At 69.9% G+C, this 17504-nt stretch carries 11 protein-coding genes and 1 pseudogene; 10 read left to right on the top strand and 2 right to left on the bottom strand.

The genetic code is table 11. The features are described from left to right. The first annotated feature begins 182 nt into the window (after window positions 1-182). The 8 genes and pseudogenes from E1298_RS29275 to E1298_RS49670 all read left to right on the top strand — a co-directional run bounded on the left by E1298_RS29275 (window position 183) and on the right by E1298_RS49670 (window position 13919). Window positions 183-7835: a type I polyketide synthase gene (locus E1298_RS29275; protein ID WP_131898893.1), complete on the top strand. Its 7653-nt coding sequence runs from the start codon at window positions 183-185 to the stop codon at window positions 7833-7835. Further along, entirely contained in the window at window positions 7832-8836 is a 1005-nt protein-coding gene (locus E1298_RS29270) for a 3-oxoacyl-ACP synthase III family protein (RefSeq protein WP_131898891.1), read from the top strand. The genes E1298_RS29275 and E1298_RS29270 overlap by 4 nt, the downstream gene beginning before the upstream one ends. Window positions 8837-8867: 31 nt before the next feature. Continuing rightward, window positions 8868-9860 carry an NAD-dependent epimerase/dehydratase family protein gene (locus E1298_RS29265; RefSeq protein WP_131898889.1) on the top strand — a complete coding sequence of 331 codons (993 nt, stop codon included), beginning with the start codon at window positions 8868-8870 and terminating at the stop codon, window positions 9858-9860. Between the two features lie 72 nt (window positions 9861-9932). Next, a pseudogene (locus tag E1298_RS51885) lies at window positions 9933-10103 on the top strand (IS982 family transposase); the annotation flags it as partial. 515 nt (window positions 10104-10618) lie between these two features. After that, window positions 10619-10939 (top strand): peptidase inhibitor family I36 protein, encoded by a 321-nt coding sequence (locus E1298_RS48460; RefSeq protein ID WP_165975724.1) that lies wholly within the window; start codon window positions 10619-10621, stop codon window positions 10937-10939. A gap of 11 nt (window positions 10940-10950) precedes the next feature. Continuing rightward, entirely contained in the window at window positions 10951-12312 is a 1362-nt protein-coding gene (locus E1298_RS29250; RefSeq protein ID WP_131898885.1) for a NucA/NucB deoxyribonuclease domain-containing protein, read from the top strand. Window positions 12313-12412: 100 nt separating this feature from the next. Next, on the top strand, window positions 12413-13363 hold the full coding sequence (locus E1298_RS29245; RefSeq protein WP_131898883.1) for a hypothetical protein: 951 nt from the start codon (window positions 12413-12415) through the stop codon (window positions 13361-13363). A 301-nt stretch (window positions 13364-13664) separates the two neighbouring features. Next, complete coding sequence (locus E1298_RS49670; RefSeq protein WP_207944900.1) at window positions 13665-13919, top strand: hypothetical protein; 255 nt, start codon at window positions 13665-13667, stop codon at window positions 13917-13919. A 75-nt stretch (window positions 13920-13994) separates the two neighbouring features. Here E1298_RS49670 and E1298_RS29235 read toward each other — a convergent pair whose 3' ends face one another. Together E1298_RS29235 and E1298_RS29230 are read right to left on the bottom strand one after the other, a co-directional pair. After that, a complete protein-coding gene (locus E1298_RS29235; RefSeq protein ID WP_131898881.1) occupies window positions 13995-14888 on the bottom strand; it encodes a cytochrome d ubiquinol oxidase subunit II in 894 nt (297 codons plus the stop codon). Further along, window positions 14885-16273, bottom strand: coding sequence for a cytochrome ubiquinol oxidase subunit I (locus tag E1298_RS29230; protein ID WP_165975723.1), 1389 nt, complete (start codon window positions 16271-16273; stop codon window positions 14885-14887). Before E1298_RS29230 ends, E1298_RS29235 begins: the two co-directional genes overlap by 4 nt. Before the next feature lie 92 nt (window positions 16274-16365). On the opposite strand from E1298_RS29230, the gene E1298_RS29225 reads away from it, so the two are divergent. Together E1298_RS29225 and E1298_RS29220 are read left to right on the top strand one after the other, a co-directional pair. Next, window positions 16366-16749 carry a BlaI/MecI/CopY family transcriptional regulator gene (locus E1298_RS29225; RefSeq protein ID WP_131898879.1) on the top strand — a complete coding sequence of 128 codons (384 nt, stop codon included), beginning with the start codon at window positions 16366-16368 and terminating at the stop codon, window positions 16747-16749. Continuing rightward, window positions 16746-17504: M56 family metallopeptidase (locus E1298_RS29220; RefSeq protein WP_131898877.1), on the top strand; the 759-nt coding region annotated here is incomplete at its 3' end. The genes E1298_RS29225 and E1298_RS29220, both read left to right, overlap by 4 nt.

Raw genomic sequence — 17504 nt, 5'->3', positions numbered from 1 at the left:
CCCCCGGAACCGGCCGCCGAACAGCTGGAACTGATCCCCATCCCCTGACCCGCCCGGCCGCTCTCAGCGTGGTGATCCCGAGGTGGCCTCGGCGTGAGGGGAACGCAGCCCGCGGACGGTTGCTTGCGGCACGACGAACACCGAAGCTGCATAGTGTAGTCGAATCGAAGCAATGGGTAACAATGAGCGAGCGGGCAGTGGCGATCGTTGGGGTGGGGTGCCGCCTGCCGGGCGGCATCAATGATCTCGACGCGTTGTGGGAGGCCTTGGAGGCCGGGCGGAACCTGGTCGGACGGATACCGCCGGACCGGTTCGACGCGGCGCGGTTCGTGGACGAGGCCATGCCGCGGTCGGGCAAGAGCTACACCGCCATGGGCGGGTTCCTAGAGGACATCGCGGGGTTCGACTCCGACTATTTCGGGATCTCCCCGAAAGAGGCCGCGGAAATGGATCCGCAGCATCGCCTGCTGCTGGAGATGGCGGCCGAGGCGCTGGACGACGCCGGTATCGCCCCGGCGTCGCTGGCCGGGTCGGACACCGGGGTCTTCATCGGGATCTCGGACATGTCGTTCGCGACACGCAATCTGAGCGCGCTGTCGGCGCTGAACGCCTACTCGATGACGGGCGCGGCGCTGTCGATCGCGGCGAACCGGGTGTCGCACACCTTCGACCTCCGTGGGCCGAGCATGGCCATCGACACGGCGTGCTCGTCGTCGTTGATGGCCCTGGAGCGTGCGTGCCGCGAGCTGACGTGCGGGACCGGCCGCCGGGTGATGGTCGCCGGCGGTGTCAACGTGCTGGTCAGTCCATATCCGTACGTGGGTTTCTCGCAGGCGTCGATGCTGTCGCGCGCGGGACGGTGCGCGGCGTTCTCGGCGGACGCCGATGGGTTCGTGAGAGCCGAGGGCGGCGCGGTCGTGGTCCTCAAGCGGTTGGCGGACGCGCTGGACGACGGCGATCGGGTGTACGGGGTGCTGGCCGGCTGGGGCGGCAACTGCGACGGCCGGACGGCGGGGCTGGCGCTGCCCAGCCCCGACGCACAGGAGGAACTGCTCCGGCACGTGTACTCCGAAGCCGGAATCCACCCGGACGAACTGGTGTACCTCGAAGCGCACGGCACTGGCACCAAGGCCGGGGACCCGACCGAGTGCCTGGCCATCGGGCGCGCGCTGAGCATGCGGCGCACCGGCGGCCCACTGCCCATCGGATCGGTGAAGACGAACCTCGGCCACCTGGAACCGGCCTCGGGCATGGCCGGTCTGCTCAAGGCGCTGCTGGTGCTGCGGCATGGGACCATCCCTGCGAGCCTGCACGCCGAGCGGCTCAACCCCGATATCGACGTCCAGGCGCTGCGGCTGCGGGTGGTCACCGAGCCGCAGCCGCTCGGGGAACGCACTCGCGGCTACGCCGGTGTCAGCTCCTACGGCTTCGGCGGAGCCAACGCGCACGTCGTCCTGGCTCCCGCCCCAACGCCTGAACCTGGGCGACCGCAGGCCCGCCCGGACGCGTCTGAGACCGGGGAGCCGGTGGCCTTGCCGGTCATGGTGTCGGCGCGGACGCCCGAGGCGCTGGCCACAGCCGCCGCCCGGATGGCCGACCGGTTGGAGGGCACCCGGCCGGAGGACTTCTACGACCTGGCCTACACCTCCTGTGTGCGGCGCGGTAAGCATCCGTACCGTCTGGCGGTGCTGGCCACGGATCCCCTCCAGGCCGCCCAGCGGTTGCTGGGATCGTCCGGTGCGCCGGTCGCCCAGCAGGCCGCCGAGCAGGGCCGGGTCGGCCTGGTGTTCTGCGGCAACGGTTCGCAGTGGCCCGGGATGGGCGCCGATCTGCTGGCGTCCGATGCGGTGTTCCGCAACGCCGTGGCGCGGGTGGACGCCGCGCTGACGCCGCGCCTGGGGTGGTCGGTGGCCGCGATGATGGCCTCGCCCGCGGAACACTGGAACCTGACGAAGATCGACGTCGCACAGCCGCTGCTGTTCGCCGTCCAGGTCGGGCTGACCGAGATGCTGCGGGCTCGCGGCGTCATCCCGGAAGGCGCGGTGGGCCACAGCGTCGGCGAGGTCGCGGCGGCGTGGGCGGCGGGCGCGCTGACGCTGGACGCCGCGGCGCGTGTCGTCGCCGAGCGCAGCCTCGCCCAGGTGCCCACGGCCGGGACCGGGCGCATGGCCGCGGTCGGCCTCGCCCCCGCCGACGCCGAGGAACTGATCGCCGTGCCCTTGGGGCTCGAACTGGCGGCGGTCAACAGCGACCGGGACGTCACGCTCTCCGGGCCGGAGGGCACTCTGGCGGCGCTCGGTGCGGAACTGGAGGCCCGCGGGGTCTTCTTCCGGATGCTGGACCTGGACTTCGCCTTCCACAGCAAGGCGATGGACCCTGTCGAGGAACCGCTGGCGCGGACGCTGGAGGGACTGAACGCCGCGGCACCGCGCATTCCACTGATCTCCACGGTCACCGGGGAGGTCGTGGAGGGCCCGAGCCTGGACGCCGACTACTGGTGGCGGAACGTACGCGAACCGGTGCTGTTCGGCCCGGCGATCCGGCGGCTGCTGGACGAGGGCGTCGACGTGCTGGTGGAGGTCGGCCCCGAACCGGTGCTGCGCGGTTACCTGGGACATATCCGCAGTGCTGAGCCGGGGGCGGCGGCCGAACGCCGCGTGGTGAGGACGGCCACCCTCCGCAGCCGGATCTCCGGTCCCGAGGCCATGGACCAGGCGACGGCCGAGCTGCTGAGCGCCGGCGCGGCCATCGACGGGAAGGCGCTGTTCCCCCGTCGTGGCCGGGTGGTGTCGCTGCCCGCCTACCCGTGGCAGCGCGAGCGGTACTGGTCGTCGCGCACCTGGGGAGCGTCCCTGGGAAACGGGCGCTTCGACCACCCCCTGCTGGGGGAATGGACGCCCTCCCCGGAACCGTCCTGGCACGGGCCGATCGAACCGGCGATGGTGCCATGGCTGCCCGACCACCAGGTCGGCGGCGCGGTGGTCTGGCCCGGCACCGCTTACCTGGAGATGGCGCTGGCGGCGGGACGGCGTGTGCTGGGCGGCCCGGCGGAGGTCGTCCGGCTGGAGCTCACCCGGGCGCTCGTCCTGGACTGGGCCAAGGCGCATCAGGTGCGACTCCAGACCAGCATGGTCGAACGGGACGGCGCGGTCGCCATCACCAGCACCGACCCCGCCGCCGAAGGCGAGGCTCCACCGCGGCGGCATGCCCAGGGGCGTGTGCGGGCACTGCTGGCCCGTCCGCCGCAGCCCGTGGACGTCACCACTGTGCGAGGACGGTGCGGTCGCCGCATCGGACGCAGAGAGCACTACCAGGGTTGCCAGGAGGCCGGACTCAAGTACGGTCCCGCGTTCCAGGTGCTGCACGAGCTGTGGGTGGGATCGGGGGAGGTCCTGGCCGCCTACCGCCATGCCGCTCCGGCCGAAGGCTTCGAGGTCCATCCGGCGCTGATGGACGGAGCGTTGCAGGCCGGTGCGCCGCTCCTGGCCGGTCGCGTCGCGGCGGGACAGGCCTTCCTCCCGGTGCGGTTCGGCGCCGTCCGGCTGTGGGGAACGCCTGCCGACCAGGGCTGGGTGCATGTCCGTGACCGCACCCAGGACCCGGACGAAGCGTGCTGGGACATCACCGTCACCGACGACGATGGGCAGGTCGTCGCGGAACTGGAGGGCGTCCGCCTACGCCGCATGGCCGGACGGACCGACAAGTCGTTCACCCACCACACCGTGATGCGCGCGGCGCCCCACCCGGACCAGCCGGCCGCACCGAGCCCGCTTCCCTCTCCCTCCGAGATCGCCGATCGTTCCGCCGGCCAGATCGAGAACCTGCGGCGCGACTGGCGCCGCGTCCACTACGACCAGGTCTCGCGCCGCATTGATGAGATCGTTGCCCACGAGGTCCACGAGCTGCTCAAAGGCCGACTGGGAGACCAGGCCGCGTTCGGCGCCGCCGACGTACCCGGCCTGCTGGACGGGCCGCGGCGCGCCCGATGGCTCGACCTCGTGATGCCGCGGCTTCAGCGCCATGGCCTGGCCGCACCCGAACCCCCCGATCGGTGGCGCCTGCTGCACAGCGACGTGCACCCCGGAGACCTGTGGCGCACCGCCCTGCCCGACTCCTCCCCCTTCGTCGCGTACGGGGCGCTGGCCCAGCACATGCTGAAGAGCGCTCCGGCCCTCTGGCGCGGGGAAGGCGACGCGCTGACGCTGCTGGTGGAGCGCGGTACAGCCGAGATGATGCGTCACCTGTACGACCTGGACCCGCTGACCCGGTTCCACAACCGCATCGCCCAGGCGCTGCTGAAGCAGATCGTCGCGGCCTGGCCGGACGACCGGCCGCTACGCGTCCTGGAAGTGGGAGCGGGAACCGGTGGACTCACCGCGGCGCTGTTGCCCGTCCTGCCGCCCGAACGCACCCGCTACACCTATACCGACATCTCTCCGTACTTCTTCGCCGACGCTCAGCACGGCTTCGGCGCCTACGACTTCATCGAGTACCGCACCCTGGACCTCGACGCGGACCCGGCCGAGCAGGGCTTCACCCGCGGCGCCTACGACCTGCTGGTGGCGGGCAACGCCCTGCACACCGCCACCGGCATCCGCGCGGCACTGCGCCACACGGCCGCTCTGCTGGCCCCCGGCGGCCACCTGCTGGCCTTCGAGATCCACAACGCGTGGCGGCTGTTGCCGATCTTCGGCTGGCTCGGCAGCTTCTGGGCCGAGCCCGGTGACCCCGACCGTCCCGGTGCCCTGATGCTGCCCCGGGATCGCTGGCCCGTCCTGCTGGCCGAGTGCGGCTACACCGATGTCATGCAGATGGGGAGCGATCAGGAGCCCGCCGCGACGGACGCATCGGTCCTTCTGGCTCGCACGCGGCCGACGATCGGCGATCGGCCGGCGGGAGCACTGCCCGCGAAGACGCCTTCCGCGGCGGCGCGCGGGCTGCACGTCATCGCCGCCGAAACCCAGGCCGAACTGCCTCTGGCCAAGGACGTCGCGGCTCTGCTCACCCAGGCGGGTGCCAAGGCCGCCGCCGCGGTGGTCATCGATCGGGCCGGCGCCGAACCGCGGACGTGGGCGAACCTCCTCGAAGGCGCGGGCGATGACGAGCAGGTCACGGTCACTCTGCTACTCGGAGACCCTGGCACCGGCTCGCTGCTCGGAGACCCCGGCGCCGGCTCGACCGGGCTCGGATCCGCGGCCGAGACGACGGTACGGCGCGCGGCCGTCCTTCGTGCCGTCATGGCGGCTTACGGCAGCAGGCCCGGAACGGTGCGCCGATCCCTGGTCGTGGTCACTCGGCCCAGCGGAGCACTGCCCGCGCCGGAGCGTCTCCTCACCTCCGCCGACGCCGCCGTGTGGGGCATGGCCCGGACCCTGGCCAACGAGCACGCGACGGTGAGCGTCCTGCGGATCAGCCTGCAACGCGCAGCCGCCGAGGCCCGGCAACCGGGTCCGGACGGCCGGGCCGAGGGCGCAGCCCGCATGAGCAGCGCGGGAGATGTCTGTGCGGACGCGCGGCGGCTCGTCCATGAACTGGCCCGCGTCACCGCCGAAGACCCGGGGCCCGCCGGCGCGTCCGGCGACGAGGACGAGATCGTCCTGACGGCCGCCGGCCGCTTCGTCCCGCGAGAGGTGCGGCACCCAGGGCCGATGGTGGCGGCGACCCAGGTGGAGGCATACCGCCTGCACGTTCGTGACCGGAGACTGTCCTATGAGCTGGAATGGCGGCAATGCGATCCTCCGCCGCCTCCCGGTCCCGGAATGCTCTCCGTCGCGGTGCGCGCCGCCGCGCTCAACTACCGCGACATCATGAACGTCACCGGGCTGCTGCCCAGCGAGGTCATCGGACCCGGCATGTCCGAGCGGGCACCGGGCTTCGAGTACGCCGGGACCATCACCGCCGTCGGGCCGGACGTACGGGGATTCGCGGTCGGGGACCGTGTGGCCGGGGTGGCGCACAACGCCCTGGCGTCCCGCATCACCGCCGACGCACGGGCCGCCTTCACCCTTCCCGACGACGGGGGCTTCACCGAGGCCGTCACCATGCCGGTGGCCTTCGCCACCGTCCACCACTGCCTGCACACCGTGGCCCGCATGCGCCGCGGAGAAACGCTGCTCGTGCACGGCGGTGCCGGCGCGGTCGGTCTGGCCTCCCTGCAGTACGCCCAGCGGTACGGCATCCGCGTGATCGCGACCGCCGGAAGCACGATCAAACGCAGCCTGCTGCGCACCCTGGGCGCCGAGCACGTGTTCAACTCCCGCACCCTGGAGTTCGTCTCCGACGTCATGGACGCCACCGGCGGCCACGGCGTGGACGTGGTGCTCAACTCCCTGGCCGGGCCGGCGCTGACCCGCAGCCTGGAACTGCTGGCCCCCGGTGGCCGCTTCATCGAGATCGGCAAGCGCGACATCATCGAGGACGGCTCCCTGCCCCTACGGCCTCTCGCCTCGAACATCACCTTCGCCGCGGTGGACCTGAACGAACTGATGTTCGACGCCGTCCGCGCCGGGGATCTGTTCGCCGAGGTCATCGATCTGATCGGTGACCGTTCCTACACTCCGCTGCTCCACACCGTCTTCCCCGCCGCCCGAGTGACCGAGGCATTCGCCCTCCTGCGCCATTCCCGGCACATCGGCAAGGTCATCGTCAGCCTCGACCCCTGCGACGACCCCCTCATGGTGCACTCGCGTCCCACCCGGCCCGTCCTGGATCCGGACGGCACGTACCTGGTCACCGGCGGGCTGAGCGGCTTCGGCGCCGCCACCGCCCGCCACCTGGCCGACCGCGGCGCCCGGCACCTCGCGCTGGTCTCCCGCCGCGGCGACCAGGCCCCGGAGGCACCGGCCCTGCTGTCGGCTCTGGCGGACCGCGGGGTGCAGGCCACCGCCTACGCCGCCGACTGCGCCGATCCGGACGCGATGGCCCGCGTCCTCGACCGGATCGACCGGGAAGGACGCCACCGGCTGCGCGGCATCGTCCACGCGGCCATGCACCTGGACGACGCGTCGCTGGCCGAACTGACCGACGAGCGACTCGCGGCCATACTGGCCCCCAAGATGACCGGCGCCCTCGTCCTGGACGATCTGACCCGCGACCGGGATCTGGACCTGTTCTGCGTCTACTCCTCCGCCTCCGCCGCAGTCGGCAACATGTGGCAGGCAGGCTACGCCGCCGCCAACCTCTTCCTGGAGGCGCTGGTCCGCCACCGCCGGCGACGCGGCGCCACCGGGCTCGCCATCGCCTGGGGAGCGATCGGGGACACCGGGTACGTCGCCCGCAACGACCTGGGCGACTTCCTCGCCTCCGTCGGGCTCGACCCAATGGACTCGGCCCAGGCCCTGGCCGCCTGGGACAGGGCCCTGGCCTGTGATGCCGAAGTACAGATGGTGGGCCGGTGCGACTGGACACGCCTCAAGCACTTCCTCCGCACCGCGCGCGCACCCCGCTTCAGCCATCTGGTCCCGGCCGACGACGGACAGGAGCACACGGGCGGGGAACTGCGCGCCATGCTGGCCGCGCTGCCTCCCGGCGAGGCCCTGTCCGCCGTCACCGCGAGCGTGGCCGAGCAGGTGGCCCAGGTCATGCAGCTCGATCCGCAACGGCTCGACCATCACCGCCGCCTGGACGAGTACGGCCTGGACTCCCTCATGGCCGCCGACCTGATGAACTCCCTGAGCCGTCGCCTGGACTTGGAGATCTCCCCGGTGGAGTTGCTCAACAGCGGCGGCACCATCGCCGGCCTGGCCCAGACCATCCTGCTGCACCTGGGCGTGTCCGGCCCCGCCGGCGACACCGATCCGCCGGCGGCAACGAACCAGACGGGGCCGCAGTCATGAGCACCCCTTACACCCGGATCAGCGCGGTCGCCGCCCACCTGCCCGAACGCACCCTCACCACCACCCAACTCGAACAGCGGATCGCCGAAGACAATCCCGGCCTGCAAGTTCCGCACGGAGTGATCGAACGGTTCAGCGGTGTCCGCCGCCGCCACCTCGCCGCACCCACCGACAGGCCATCCGACCTGGCCGCGACCGCCGCCCGCAAGCTCCTGGACCGCACGGGCACCGAGCCGGACAAGATCGAGTTGCTGCTGTACGCCGGGGTCAGCGTCGACGCGGTCGAACCGGCCACCGCGCATCCGGTGGCCGCCAAGCTCGGCCTCGCCTGCCCCGTCCTGGATCTCCGCAACGCGTGCAACGGCGTCTGCGACGCCATCGACGTGGCCGACGCCTACATCACCACCGGCCGCGCCGGCACCGTCCTCATCGCCGTCGGCGAGACGAGCACCACGATCATGCCACGCGTCGTCGCGGATCAGCGCGAGTTCACCAAGGTCGCCGTGGCGTACACACTGTCGGACGCCGGGGCCGCGCTGCTGCTCGAAGCCGCCGACGAACCGGGACTGCTCGCCCGGCACACGGCCGCGCACTCGTCCGCCTGGCAGGCGGCGGTAGTACCGATCACGGGCGAGCCGGGCGAGCGGCGAATAGGCCGGTTCACCCTCAGAGCCGTGCAACTGGCCGAAGCTTTCGCCTCTCTCGACCCCGGCCGATTCACCGAGACCCTGTCAGACGCCGGGTTGGCGTGGGACGACTTCGCCGCCATCTGCGTCCATCAGGCGGCGTTGGACGGCCTGTGGCTGATCTGCGACAACTTGGGCATCCCCCACGACAAGGTCGTCGTCACCATCGCCGAGCACGGCAACCTGGCGGCCGCGACGCTGCCCGTGCAACTCGCGCAGGCCACCACCTCGGGCCGGGTCCGGCGCGGCGACCTCGTCGCCCTCGTCGGCCTGGCCAGCGGGATCAGCGCCAGCCTGATGGTGCTGCGATGGTGACCGGTACCGTCCCCGCGTCCGGGGCCGGACGATGAGAGTGCTGGTCACCGGAGGCAGCGGCTTCCTGGGGCAGGCGATCTGCCGGGCGCTCGCCGCGCGCGGCGACCAGGTCGTCACGCTGCACCGCCGCCGCACCACCGCGCTGGACGAGCTCGGCGCCGACCAGCGTCTCGCCGACATCCGCGACCGGGAGGCGGTGCACGCGGCGGCGGACGGGTGCGACGCGGTCGTGCACTGCGCCGCCAAGGCCGGCATGTCGGGGCAGTACCGGGAGTTCGAGCAGATCAACGTGGCCGGTACCCGCAACGTCGTCAGCGCCTGCGCCCGCACCGGCGCGGGGTTGGTGCACACCTCTTCGCCGAGTGTGGTGCACGGCGGCCGCGACCTGGAGGGCGTCGACGAGTCCGTCCCCTACCCCCGCCGGTTCCTGGCCTCCTATCCGCGTACCAAGGCCGCCGCCGAAAGGCTGGTGCTGGGCGCGGGCCGGTCGATTCCCGCGGTGGCGCTGCGTCCGCACCTGATCTGGGGACCGGGCGACCCGCACTTCCTGCCCCGCCTGATCGCCGGCCGACGCCGGCTGTGGCTGCTGGGCGGAGCCGACAAGCTCGTCGACACCGTCTACATCGACAACGCCGCCGACGCGCACCTGCTGGCCCTGGACCGGCTTTGCCGGAGCTCGCCCCTGACCGGCCGGGTCTACTTCGTCAGCCAGGACGAGCCCTGCGGGATGGGCACCTGGCTCAACGCCCTGCTCGGCGCGGCGGGACTGCCGCCGGTGTCACGCAGGCTGCCGGTCCGCCCCGTCGCCCTGGCGGCCGGGCTGCTGGAACTGGGCTGCCGCCTGCCGGGCGTGCGCCGCGAGCCGCCGCTGACCAGGTTCCTGGTGAACCAGGCGTCGACCGCCCACTGGTTCGACCTGTCCGCGGCCCGCCGCGACCTGGGCTACCGGCCGCGGGTGACCACGGCCGAAGGAATGGCCCGCCTCGCCCGCCACCTGTCCACAGCTCCACCACAGGACGCTTAGACGAGTGATTCCTAATGATCACGATGTGGTGGATTCGTCCCGGCATGCGAAGAGGGTGCCCAAGATCGCTGTGTGAAGAACAACCTGGACACCCTCGTGATCGCACTGTACGTCAAGATCGACGACGACATGGCAGGGATTCCCCGACTGCCCGGACGGCCCCCCAAGCTCAGCCACGCCGAACTGATCTGCTTGGCGGTCATGCAGGCCATGCTCGGGTTCACCTCTGAAGCCCACTGGCTGCTGGCCAACCCGGCTGCTCGGCGCCGACCTGCGCTGGCAGCGGCCACCTTTCGTGAGCGTGCGACAGCCCCCTCCGCCTTCGGCATAGCCTGGTTCGAACAACTTCTTGCCGTCCCTCTCGTCACATATCGACGAGGATTTACTATGAAACGCTTGACCAGGCAAGTTACGGGATCGAAAGAAATTTACTTGGCCTGTAATGGCCAAGTAAAGTATACTTTACTGTTGCTTCGTTTCAACTGGCCTTGATCTTGCCGAGCTGATCTCGTACCTTCCAAATTACCCCGCGTCCCCATTCCCCATCTGAGAGGGCGCAAGGAATGAGAATCAGGACGGCCGCATACGGGCTCGCAGCGATGACTGGGGTCGCAATAGGTGCGCTACCGGCGCAGGCCCAGGAGAAGCCGAAGCCTGCACCCCGGCCCAGCGTTCAGGGCCAGGTCGACGAACAACTCGCCAAGTTCCCCGGCGGGACTCAGAGCAGCCCGAACGAAGTCACCTACTCCAATGGAAGAGTGACCGTCACCTTCCCGACTCCAGTCGATCCCGCAGCACAAGCCTGCGTCGCCAACACGTACTGCTTCTACGATGGTGCCAACTTCACCGGCCGCAAACTCACCTTCCGCGACTGTGGAGGCTGGCAGTACCTCACCGACTACGGTTTCGGGAACAAGACATCGTCCTGGCACAACAAGTCCAAGAACAACGTCCAGGTCTACGACGAGGAGGCCAGCCCACGTAAGCAGTTGTGGTCTGAGCAGCCGGATGCCTCTTCGGTAAACGTCGGGTCGGCCGCCTACAACAAGGCGGACTCGTTCCTCACCTACTGCCCGTGAAGGTGACATCGATGGGCAAGACCGGAACGATCAGATCCCTGCGCTTCGCCACCGTCGTCGGCGTGGTTCTTGTCGCGCTGCTGGTTGCCACTGGCGCAGCGTCACCGTCACCGTCACCGCGGCCGCCGCTGACTCAATCAGAAGGAGCACCCGAGTCGTTGCACTCGGGTCGGTTCAGTGTCCCACCGGGATCGGCGGGATTCCCCGACCCGAAGGTGCATCAGCCACGCGCTTCGATCGAGAGTACCTGTGACGACCTGAGGGCCAGAGCGTCGCAGTTAGCGCGGTCGGGTGTGAGGGTCGCCGTCTGTATTGAGAACGTCTCCACCCTGCCTCCCCGCACAAAGGGAATGGAGCCGGACCCGCTTCCAGCGGACTACCCCCGTTGGTGTCTCAACGGCAGGGCGCAGCAGCAGTCCTATGCGGGTAGCCGATTCGCCGACTGCTCCACCAATGCGTCCATCAAGGCGACAGCTCTTCAGTTCACCAGTAATCCTCCCAAGGTGATCGGGGAGGGCTTCATGATGGTCAAGGCGTTCCGCTGGGCCTCGGGTTGGAATGAGCGGATCTTCGATAACACCATCAAGCTGAATCTGTACAGCGCCTGGGGTGTGATCGACCGTGGAGCGATGAGCGTCCAGGCTTCCGTGGAATGCAAGGGTGACAACAAGTGTGAACAGATCGCCGAGACTCCGCCTCCCAACCTGGCGCAGGTGCTGAAGGACAAGCCTCTGAAGGGCTGGTGGCGGTTCAAGTCGGTGACGGTGAATCAGAAGCAGTACTATCTGGCGCCGAAACTGAAATTCTTCTTCGAGGGAACCCCGACGTACCAGCCGGAGGCGCTGCTGCCGTTCTCCACCTATATCCGGTGCGACACAAAGTACCTTCAGAAGCCGACCGCAGACCAAGGCTGCGTAATGAAGGACTTCCAACCCGTCTACAGGGTCTACCTAGACGATACCGATCCGGTGACCGGCACATCAGAGGTCGCGAAGCACATCCAGGACGCTCAGGAGAGGACCAAACATCATTGGGGACGGGTCAACACGCTGGCAGACGAGCCCAATGGCGACCCGCTGTCGCGCCTCATTGAGGGACCCTTGCAGGACCTCAACCGGCGCGAAGCCTGCGATGGCCGAAATCCCAGGCCAGGGGAGTCCTGTGACGAATATCCGTTCGCGTCTACCCGCCAAGGTGCCGCTACGGAGGGAAAGGACGATTACAGTTGGAGGAACATGAACGAAAAGCATAACTCGAAGGAGGGTAGCCTCCGAGGGGCCTGGTATAATTCCTATCGGGTACACGACCAGGATGCGTTCTGGGTGCGAGTCTGCAACGCTCGAACTCCCGATCTTTGTACCGACAACAATTAGCTCATCTCAGGGCCCGGCCCTCCCGCCTTTATCTTGAGGAGGGCCGGGCCCTGGCCCGTTCCTCAAGAACACCCCCTTCACCCTGATGGAGGCGGCTCCGGTGGCCAAGACATCCCTGACCTTCCGTGTCGAGCACCACGTACTCCCGCTTGTCATTTCCCCGAATCAGCCCGGCCTGGCCTTAAGTTTCAACTGGCTCCGCAACGGCCTGGTCGACGTTACGAACCAGTTGATTGGCATCTGGACCGGCGCACACACCGGGAGTGTCCGTCTTACTGTCGATGTGCGCGAGCACCCGCCTCGCGTTTACCCACCGGCCGGCGAGTGGGAGGAAATAGTGGAAACCTCGTTCACCTCGCCCAACGGCTCTATCGTATTCAATTGGGATCCGCAGTATCCTCAGCTAGATCTGCCAGGTCCCGGCTCCTACCGCATGCGCGTCCACGCCCGTGGCCGCGACCGAGCGAGTCGACATTCCGGCGTCACCTCGCTGGAAGACGCGGAGGAGATACTGATCATCGTCTGGTCGGCACCCGCGCGACCCGATGACGTCATCAGGGCCACCGACGCGGTGGGCGCGCGGCTCAGGACACCGGCGCCGGATGTGTCCGAACACGGCACGCACTATGCCGACGGTCTCGACTGGGTTTGCGTCCGTGACGGGCTCTACCGCCTTGGGGATGAGGAGTTCGGCCCCGCAAGCGTCACTGTAAGGCCGGGCGTCATCAACGGCAGTGTCGCCTTCAAGATCGAAGTCACGCTGGGTTCGCACGGCCGTCGGCCCCCGCCCGAGCAGGATGTCGACGACTGGGACGACGTCATCGAGTTCAGCCTGCACGTGGAGTACGCAGTTGTCTATGAATGGGACGGCACCAGGCGCACTGACCTGGGCAATCTCTGCCAGCACGGCCCGGGCGAATACCGTTTCCGCCTGCACGCCCGAAAAAGGGACGCCGTGATGGAACATCTTCTGCACTCCTGGCCCGCGCCGTTGACAGACGACACCATCCTCAAAGCGACGACCGGCGGCCTAGAGATCACACACGGCTGATTCACGGCCCGATGCGCGATTCCGATCGTCCTCGCTTCTGAGGGGCTGGTCACGAGGTGGACGCGGCCTCCTCGCCCCCTGAGTGCGTGCGGAAGAAGGATGCCCCGACGGGTGATCGAACCGGCCCGCCGGGCCCCGCTGGCCTCGTCACGTTCTGCGCGGGCGTGGGCCGCGCGATCGAGGTGGTAGACCACGCCATCCACCGCCCGTCCTGGCGCTCAGCCTGGGGCTCCCAGGCACAGGGCGGGCGCGCACCGATTCGTGGTTGAGTGCCGGGCTCCTCATCTAACATGGCGCGGCCATGACCGAACTCCCGGTAGGTGACGACCATCAGGTGATCCGCATAGGCGATGAGGCCGCCGTCGTCGTTCCGCTTGAGGAGTGCCGCCGGTTGCGTGAACTAGAACGTCGAGTGGACCTCACCGAGCAGGTCGACGCGGAAGAAGCACAAGCCTTGGCGCAGTACCGCGCGCAGCAGGAGGCGGGGGCCGTGACGTCGGTCCCTCAGGACGAAGTACGGCGGCGGTTCGGACTCAATGTAGGGCGAGTGGCCTGACCTCGTGGGGCTTGTGTGGTCGGCGGCGTGCCGGGGCCTTGGGTGCCGACCGTGGGGTCCCGGCACGCCGCCTGGTCAGTGGGGGTGGGGTTCGTCGCGCTGGAAGAGGACGTACAGCCAGGCCATGGACGGGACGAGGATGAGCGCGCTCACACCCAGGGCGACGAAGACGACCTGGAGGACGGGGTCCTGGGCGGCGGCGGAGTCCAGGTCGAGGCCGGCCGTCTCGGCGGCGCCCCACAGGACGGCGGCCACGGCCAGGCCGCCCGTCACGCGGACGGACAGGTACGCGCGCCGCAGCAGCAGGACGAGGGACGCCGTGCCCGCCGCGGCCGACAGCAGGATCAGCGGGGAGTGCACGCCGAACGCGGCGGCGCCCGGGAGGGCGAACAGGCCGACGGCCGCGCCGGAGAGCAGCGCGTAGCCGCGGAAGCGCAGCGAGGCGTGGTCGTCGGCGAGGCGGCGGGCGTCCCAGATCAGGTAGACGGCGGCGAGGTAGGCGCACAGCGCGGTGGTGAGGACGCCGCCGTACAGTCCGGTGAGGCTCAGCCAGGACGGGCCGCCGGTGGCGACGACGGTGGCGACGGCGCCGAGGCAGTACGGGGTGACCAGGGACGAGACGCCGAAGACCCACGGGTACCAGCGCTGGCCCGGGTCGGCCTTGCTGAACACGAACGTGCTGCCGCGCGCGACTATGCCCAGGGCGGCGAGGGACAGCGGGACCCAGTGCGCGGACATCACGTCCGCGAAGATCGGCGGGAACGCGGTCCACGTCATCACCATGACGAAGATCAGCCAGACGTGGTTGGCCTCCCAGAGCGGTCCCATGGCGTGCTCGATGACGGCCTTGTCCTCCCGGCGGCGGGAGACCAGGTGCCAGAGCCCGGCGCCGAAGTCGGCGCCGCCGAACAGCAGGTAGGCGGACAGGCCCAGCAGGATGAGGCCCAGGGCGGCGTCGGCGAGGCTCATCGGGCGTTCTCCCTCTCCGGTTCGGGGGTGTGGCGCATGCGGCGCAGGACGCTGATGGTCGCGGCGGCCAGGACGGCGTAGACGGCGAGGACGATGTAGAGGCCGTAGCGCAGGCCCGGGTTGGGGTTGACGGCCTCTTCGGTGCGCATGACCCCGTACACGATCCAGGGTTGCCGTCCGACCTCGGTGGTCGTCCAGCCGGCCTCCATGGCGATCACGGCCATGGCGCCGGTGAGCGCGGCGGCGCGCAGGAACCAGGGCTTCCAGGGCAGGTCGGCGGTGCGGCCGCGGCGGCGCAGCCACCAGGCGAGGGCCCACCAGGCGGCGAGGGCCAGCAGCACCATGCCGAGCGCGATCATGATCTCGAAGGACGTCTTGACGACCTCGGCGGGCGGGCGGTCGCCCGCCGGGACGGAGTCCATGCCGCGCAGGGTCGCGTGCGCGTCGAACCTCAGCATGAGGGACAGGGCGTTCGGGATCTCGAAGACCGCGAACCGGAACGGCTGCCCGCCCTGGGTGTGCTCGACGCCCTCCATGGCGGCGAACTTGGCGGGCTGGTTGTCGGCCACGAACCGCACGGCCCAGTCGCCGACGATCACTTGGAGCGGCGCGCAGACGGCGCCGAGGGAGAACGGGATGGCGAAGCCGACGCGGTTGTAGCGGTCGTCGCGTCCGGCCTTGCGGTCGCGGAGCAGGCCCACCGCGTACACCGAGGCGACGAGGAATCCGCAGACCATGAGCGAGGCGAGGATCAGGTGGACGGCCTGGACGGGCGTCGCCGGGTTGAACATGGCCGCCAGGGGATCGACGTCCGTTACCTCGTATCCCCGACCAACCGACCCCGACCGACCTCCCGGGCCGTTCACCAGCTTGAAGCCGCGCGGCTGGTTCATCCACGAGTTCACCGTCACGACGAACGACGCCGACAGCAGGCCCGCGATCACCACCGGGACGCCGGTGAGGAAGTGGGCGCGCGGCGAGAGCCGGTCCCAGCCGTACAGGTAGATGCCCATGAAGATCGCCTCGATGAAGAAGGCGATGCCCTCCAGCGCGAAGGCGGCGCCGAAGACCTGGCCGTACTTGTCCATGAAGCCGGGCCACAGCGTGCCCATCTCGAAGGACAGGACGGTGCCGGAGACGGCGCCGACCGCGAACAGCACGCCCGCCGCCTTCATCCAGCGCCGGGCCAACTCGGCGTAGACGGCGTCGCCGGTGCGCAGGGAGCGCCATTCGGCGAGCAGGGTCAGGGCGGGCAGACCGATGCCGATGGAGGCCAGCACGATATGGAATCCCAGGGTGAACGCCATCTGCTGGCGTGCGGCCATGAAGTCGGCCGGGGACGCGGCGCCGTTGGACGCGTCGGCGAGGAGCGCGGCTGTGCTCATACGACAAAATGTAGTACTACAAGTTGTAGTACTAAAGCCTGTAGTACTACCCGGCGTGGTGACCTGCCTCTCAATCGGATAACCTGGCGGGCGTGAAGGGTCTGGGAGAGCTTGAACGCACGGTCATGGAGATTCTGTGGGCGCGGGAGGACGCCGGCGTCGAGGCCGCCACGGCCCGCGACGTGAGCCGCGCGCTCGCGGGCGACCGGGATCTGGCGCACACTACTGTCATGACCGTGCTGGACAGGCTCGCCAAGAAGGGCTTCCTTGAGCGCGAGCGTGATGGCCGGGCGTGGCGCTACCAGCCGGTGGCCAGCCGCGAGGGCTACGTCACCGAGCTGATGCTGGGCGCCCTGAACGAGACCGGCGACCGCGACGCGGCGCTGGCCCATTTCGTCCGGTCGGTCTCGCGCGACGAGATCGACGTCATCCGGCAGGCCCTGGCCGGCCTCACGGGCAAGGAACCACCCGCATGACCGGCGCCGCCCTGCTCGCATTGATCTCCCTGGGGACCGTCGGCGGGGCGCACCTGCTGTCCCGGGCCCGGTGGACGTGGCGCACGCCGCGCACCGGCATCGCCCTCTGGCAGGCCCTCGGCCTGGGCTGGGGCGTCGCCACGATCGGGGCGCTGCTCGGCCTCGCCCTGCTGCCCTACCGCAGGGGCGTCGCGGGCGGGCTCCCCGGCCTGTACGACGACCAGGCGGCCCGGCTCGACGCCCTGCACATGGCCGCGCTGCTCGCGGCCGTCAGCCTGACCGCCGTGCTGCTGGCGATGCTGATGTACGCGGTCGTCCGGGTCGTCCGGGCGCGCGCGCGGCACCGTGCGCTGCTGGCCCTGGTCTCGCGCCGCGACTCCGCCGTCCCCGGCACGCTCGTCCTCGACCACCCGGGCGCCGCCGCGTACTGCGTGCCGGGCGTCCGCTCGTCCAAGGTGGTCGTCAGCGCCGGGACCATGCGGCTGCTCGACCGGGCCGAGCTGGCCGCCGTGCTCGCCCACGAGCGCGCCCACGCGCGCGAGCGCCACGACCTGGTCCTGCTGCCGTTCGCCTCGCTGCGGCAGGTGTTCCCGCAGTTCCGGCTGGTCGGACGATGTCTGGACGCGGTGGAGCTGCTGATCGAGATGGCCGCCGACGACCGGCTCCCCGGCCTGTACGACGACCAGGCGGCCCGGCTCGACGCCCTGCACATGGCCGCGCTGCTCGCGGCCGTCAGCCTGACCGCCGTGCTGCTG

The organism is Actinomadura rubrisoli, assembly GCF_004349215.1.
GTDB lineage: Bacteria > Actinomycetota > Actinomycetes > Streptosporangiales > Streptosporangiaceae > Spirillospora > Spirillospora rubrisoli.
This window is presented reverse-complemented; position numbering and strand designations above follow the sequence as displayed.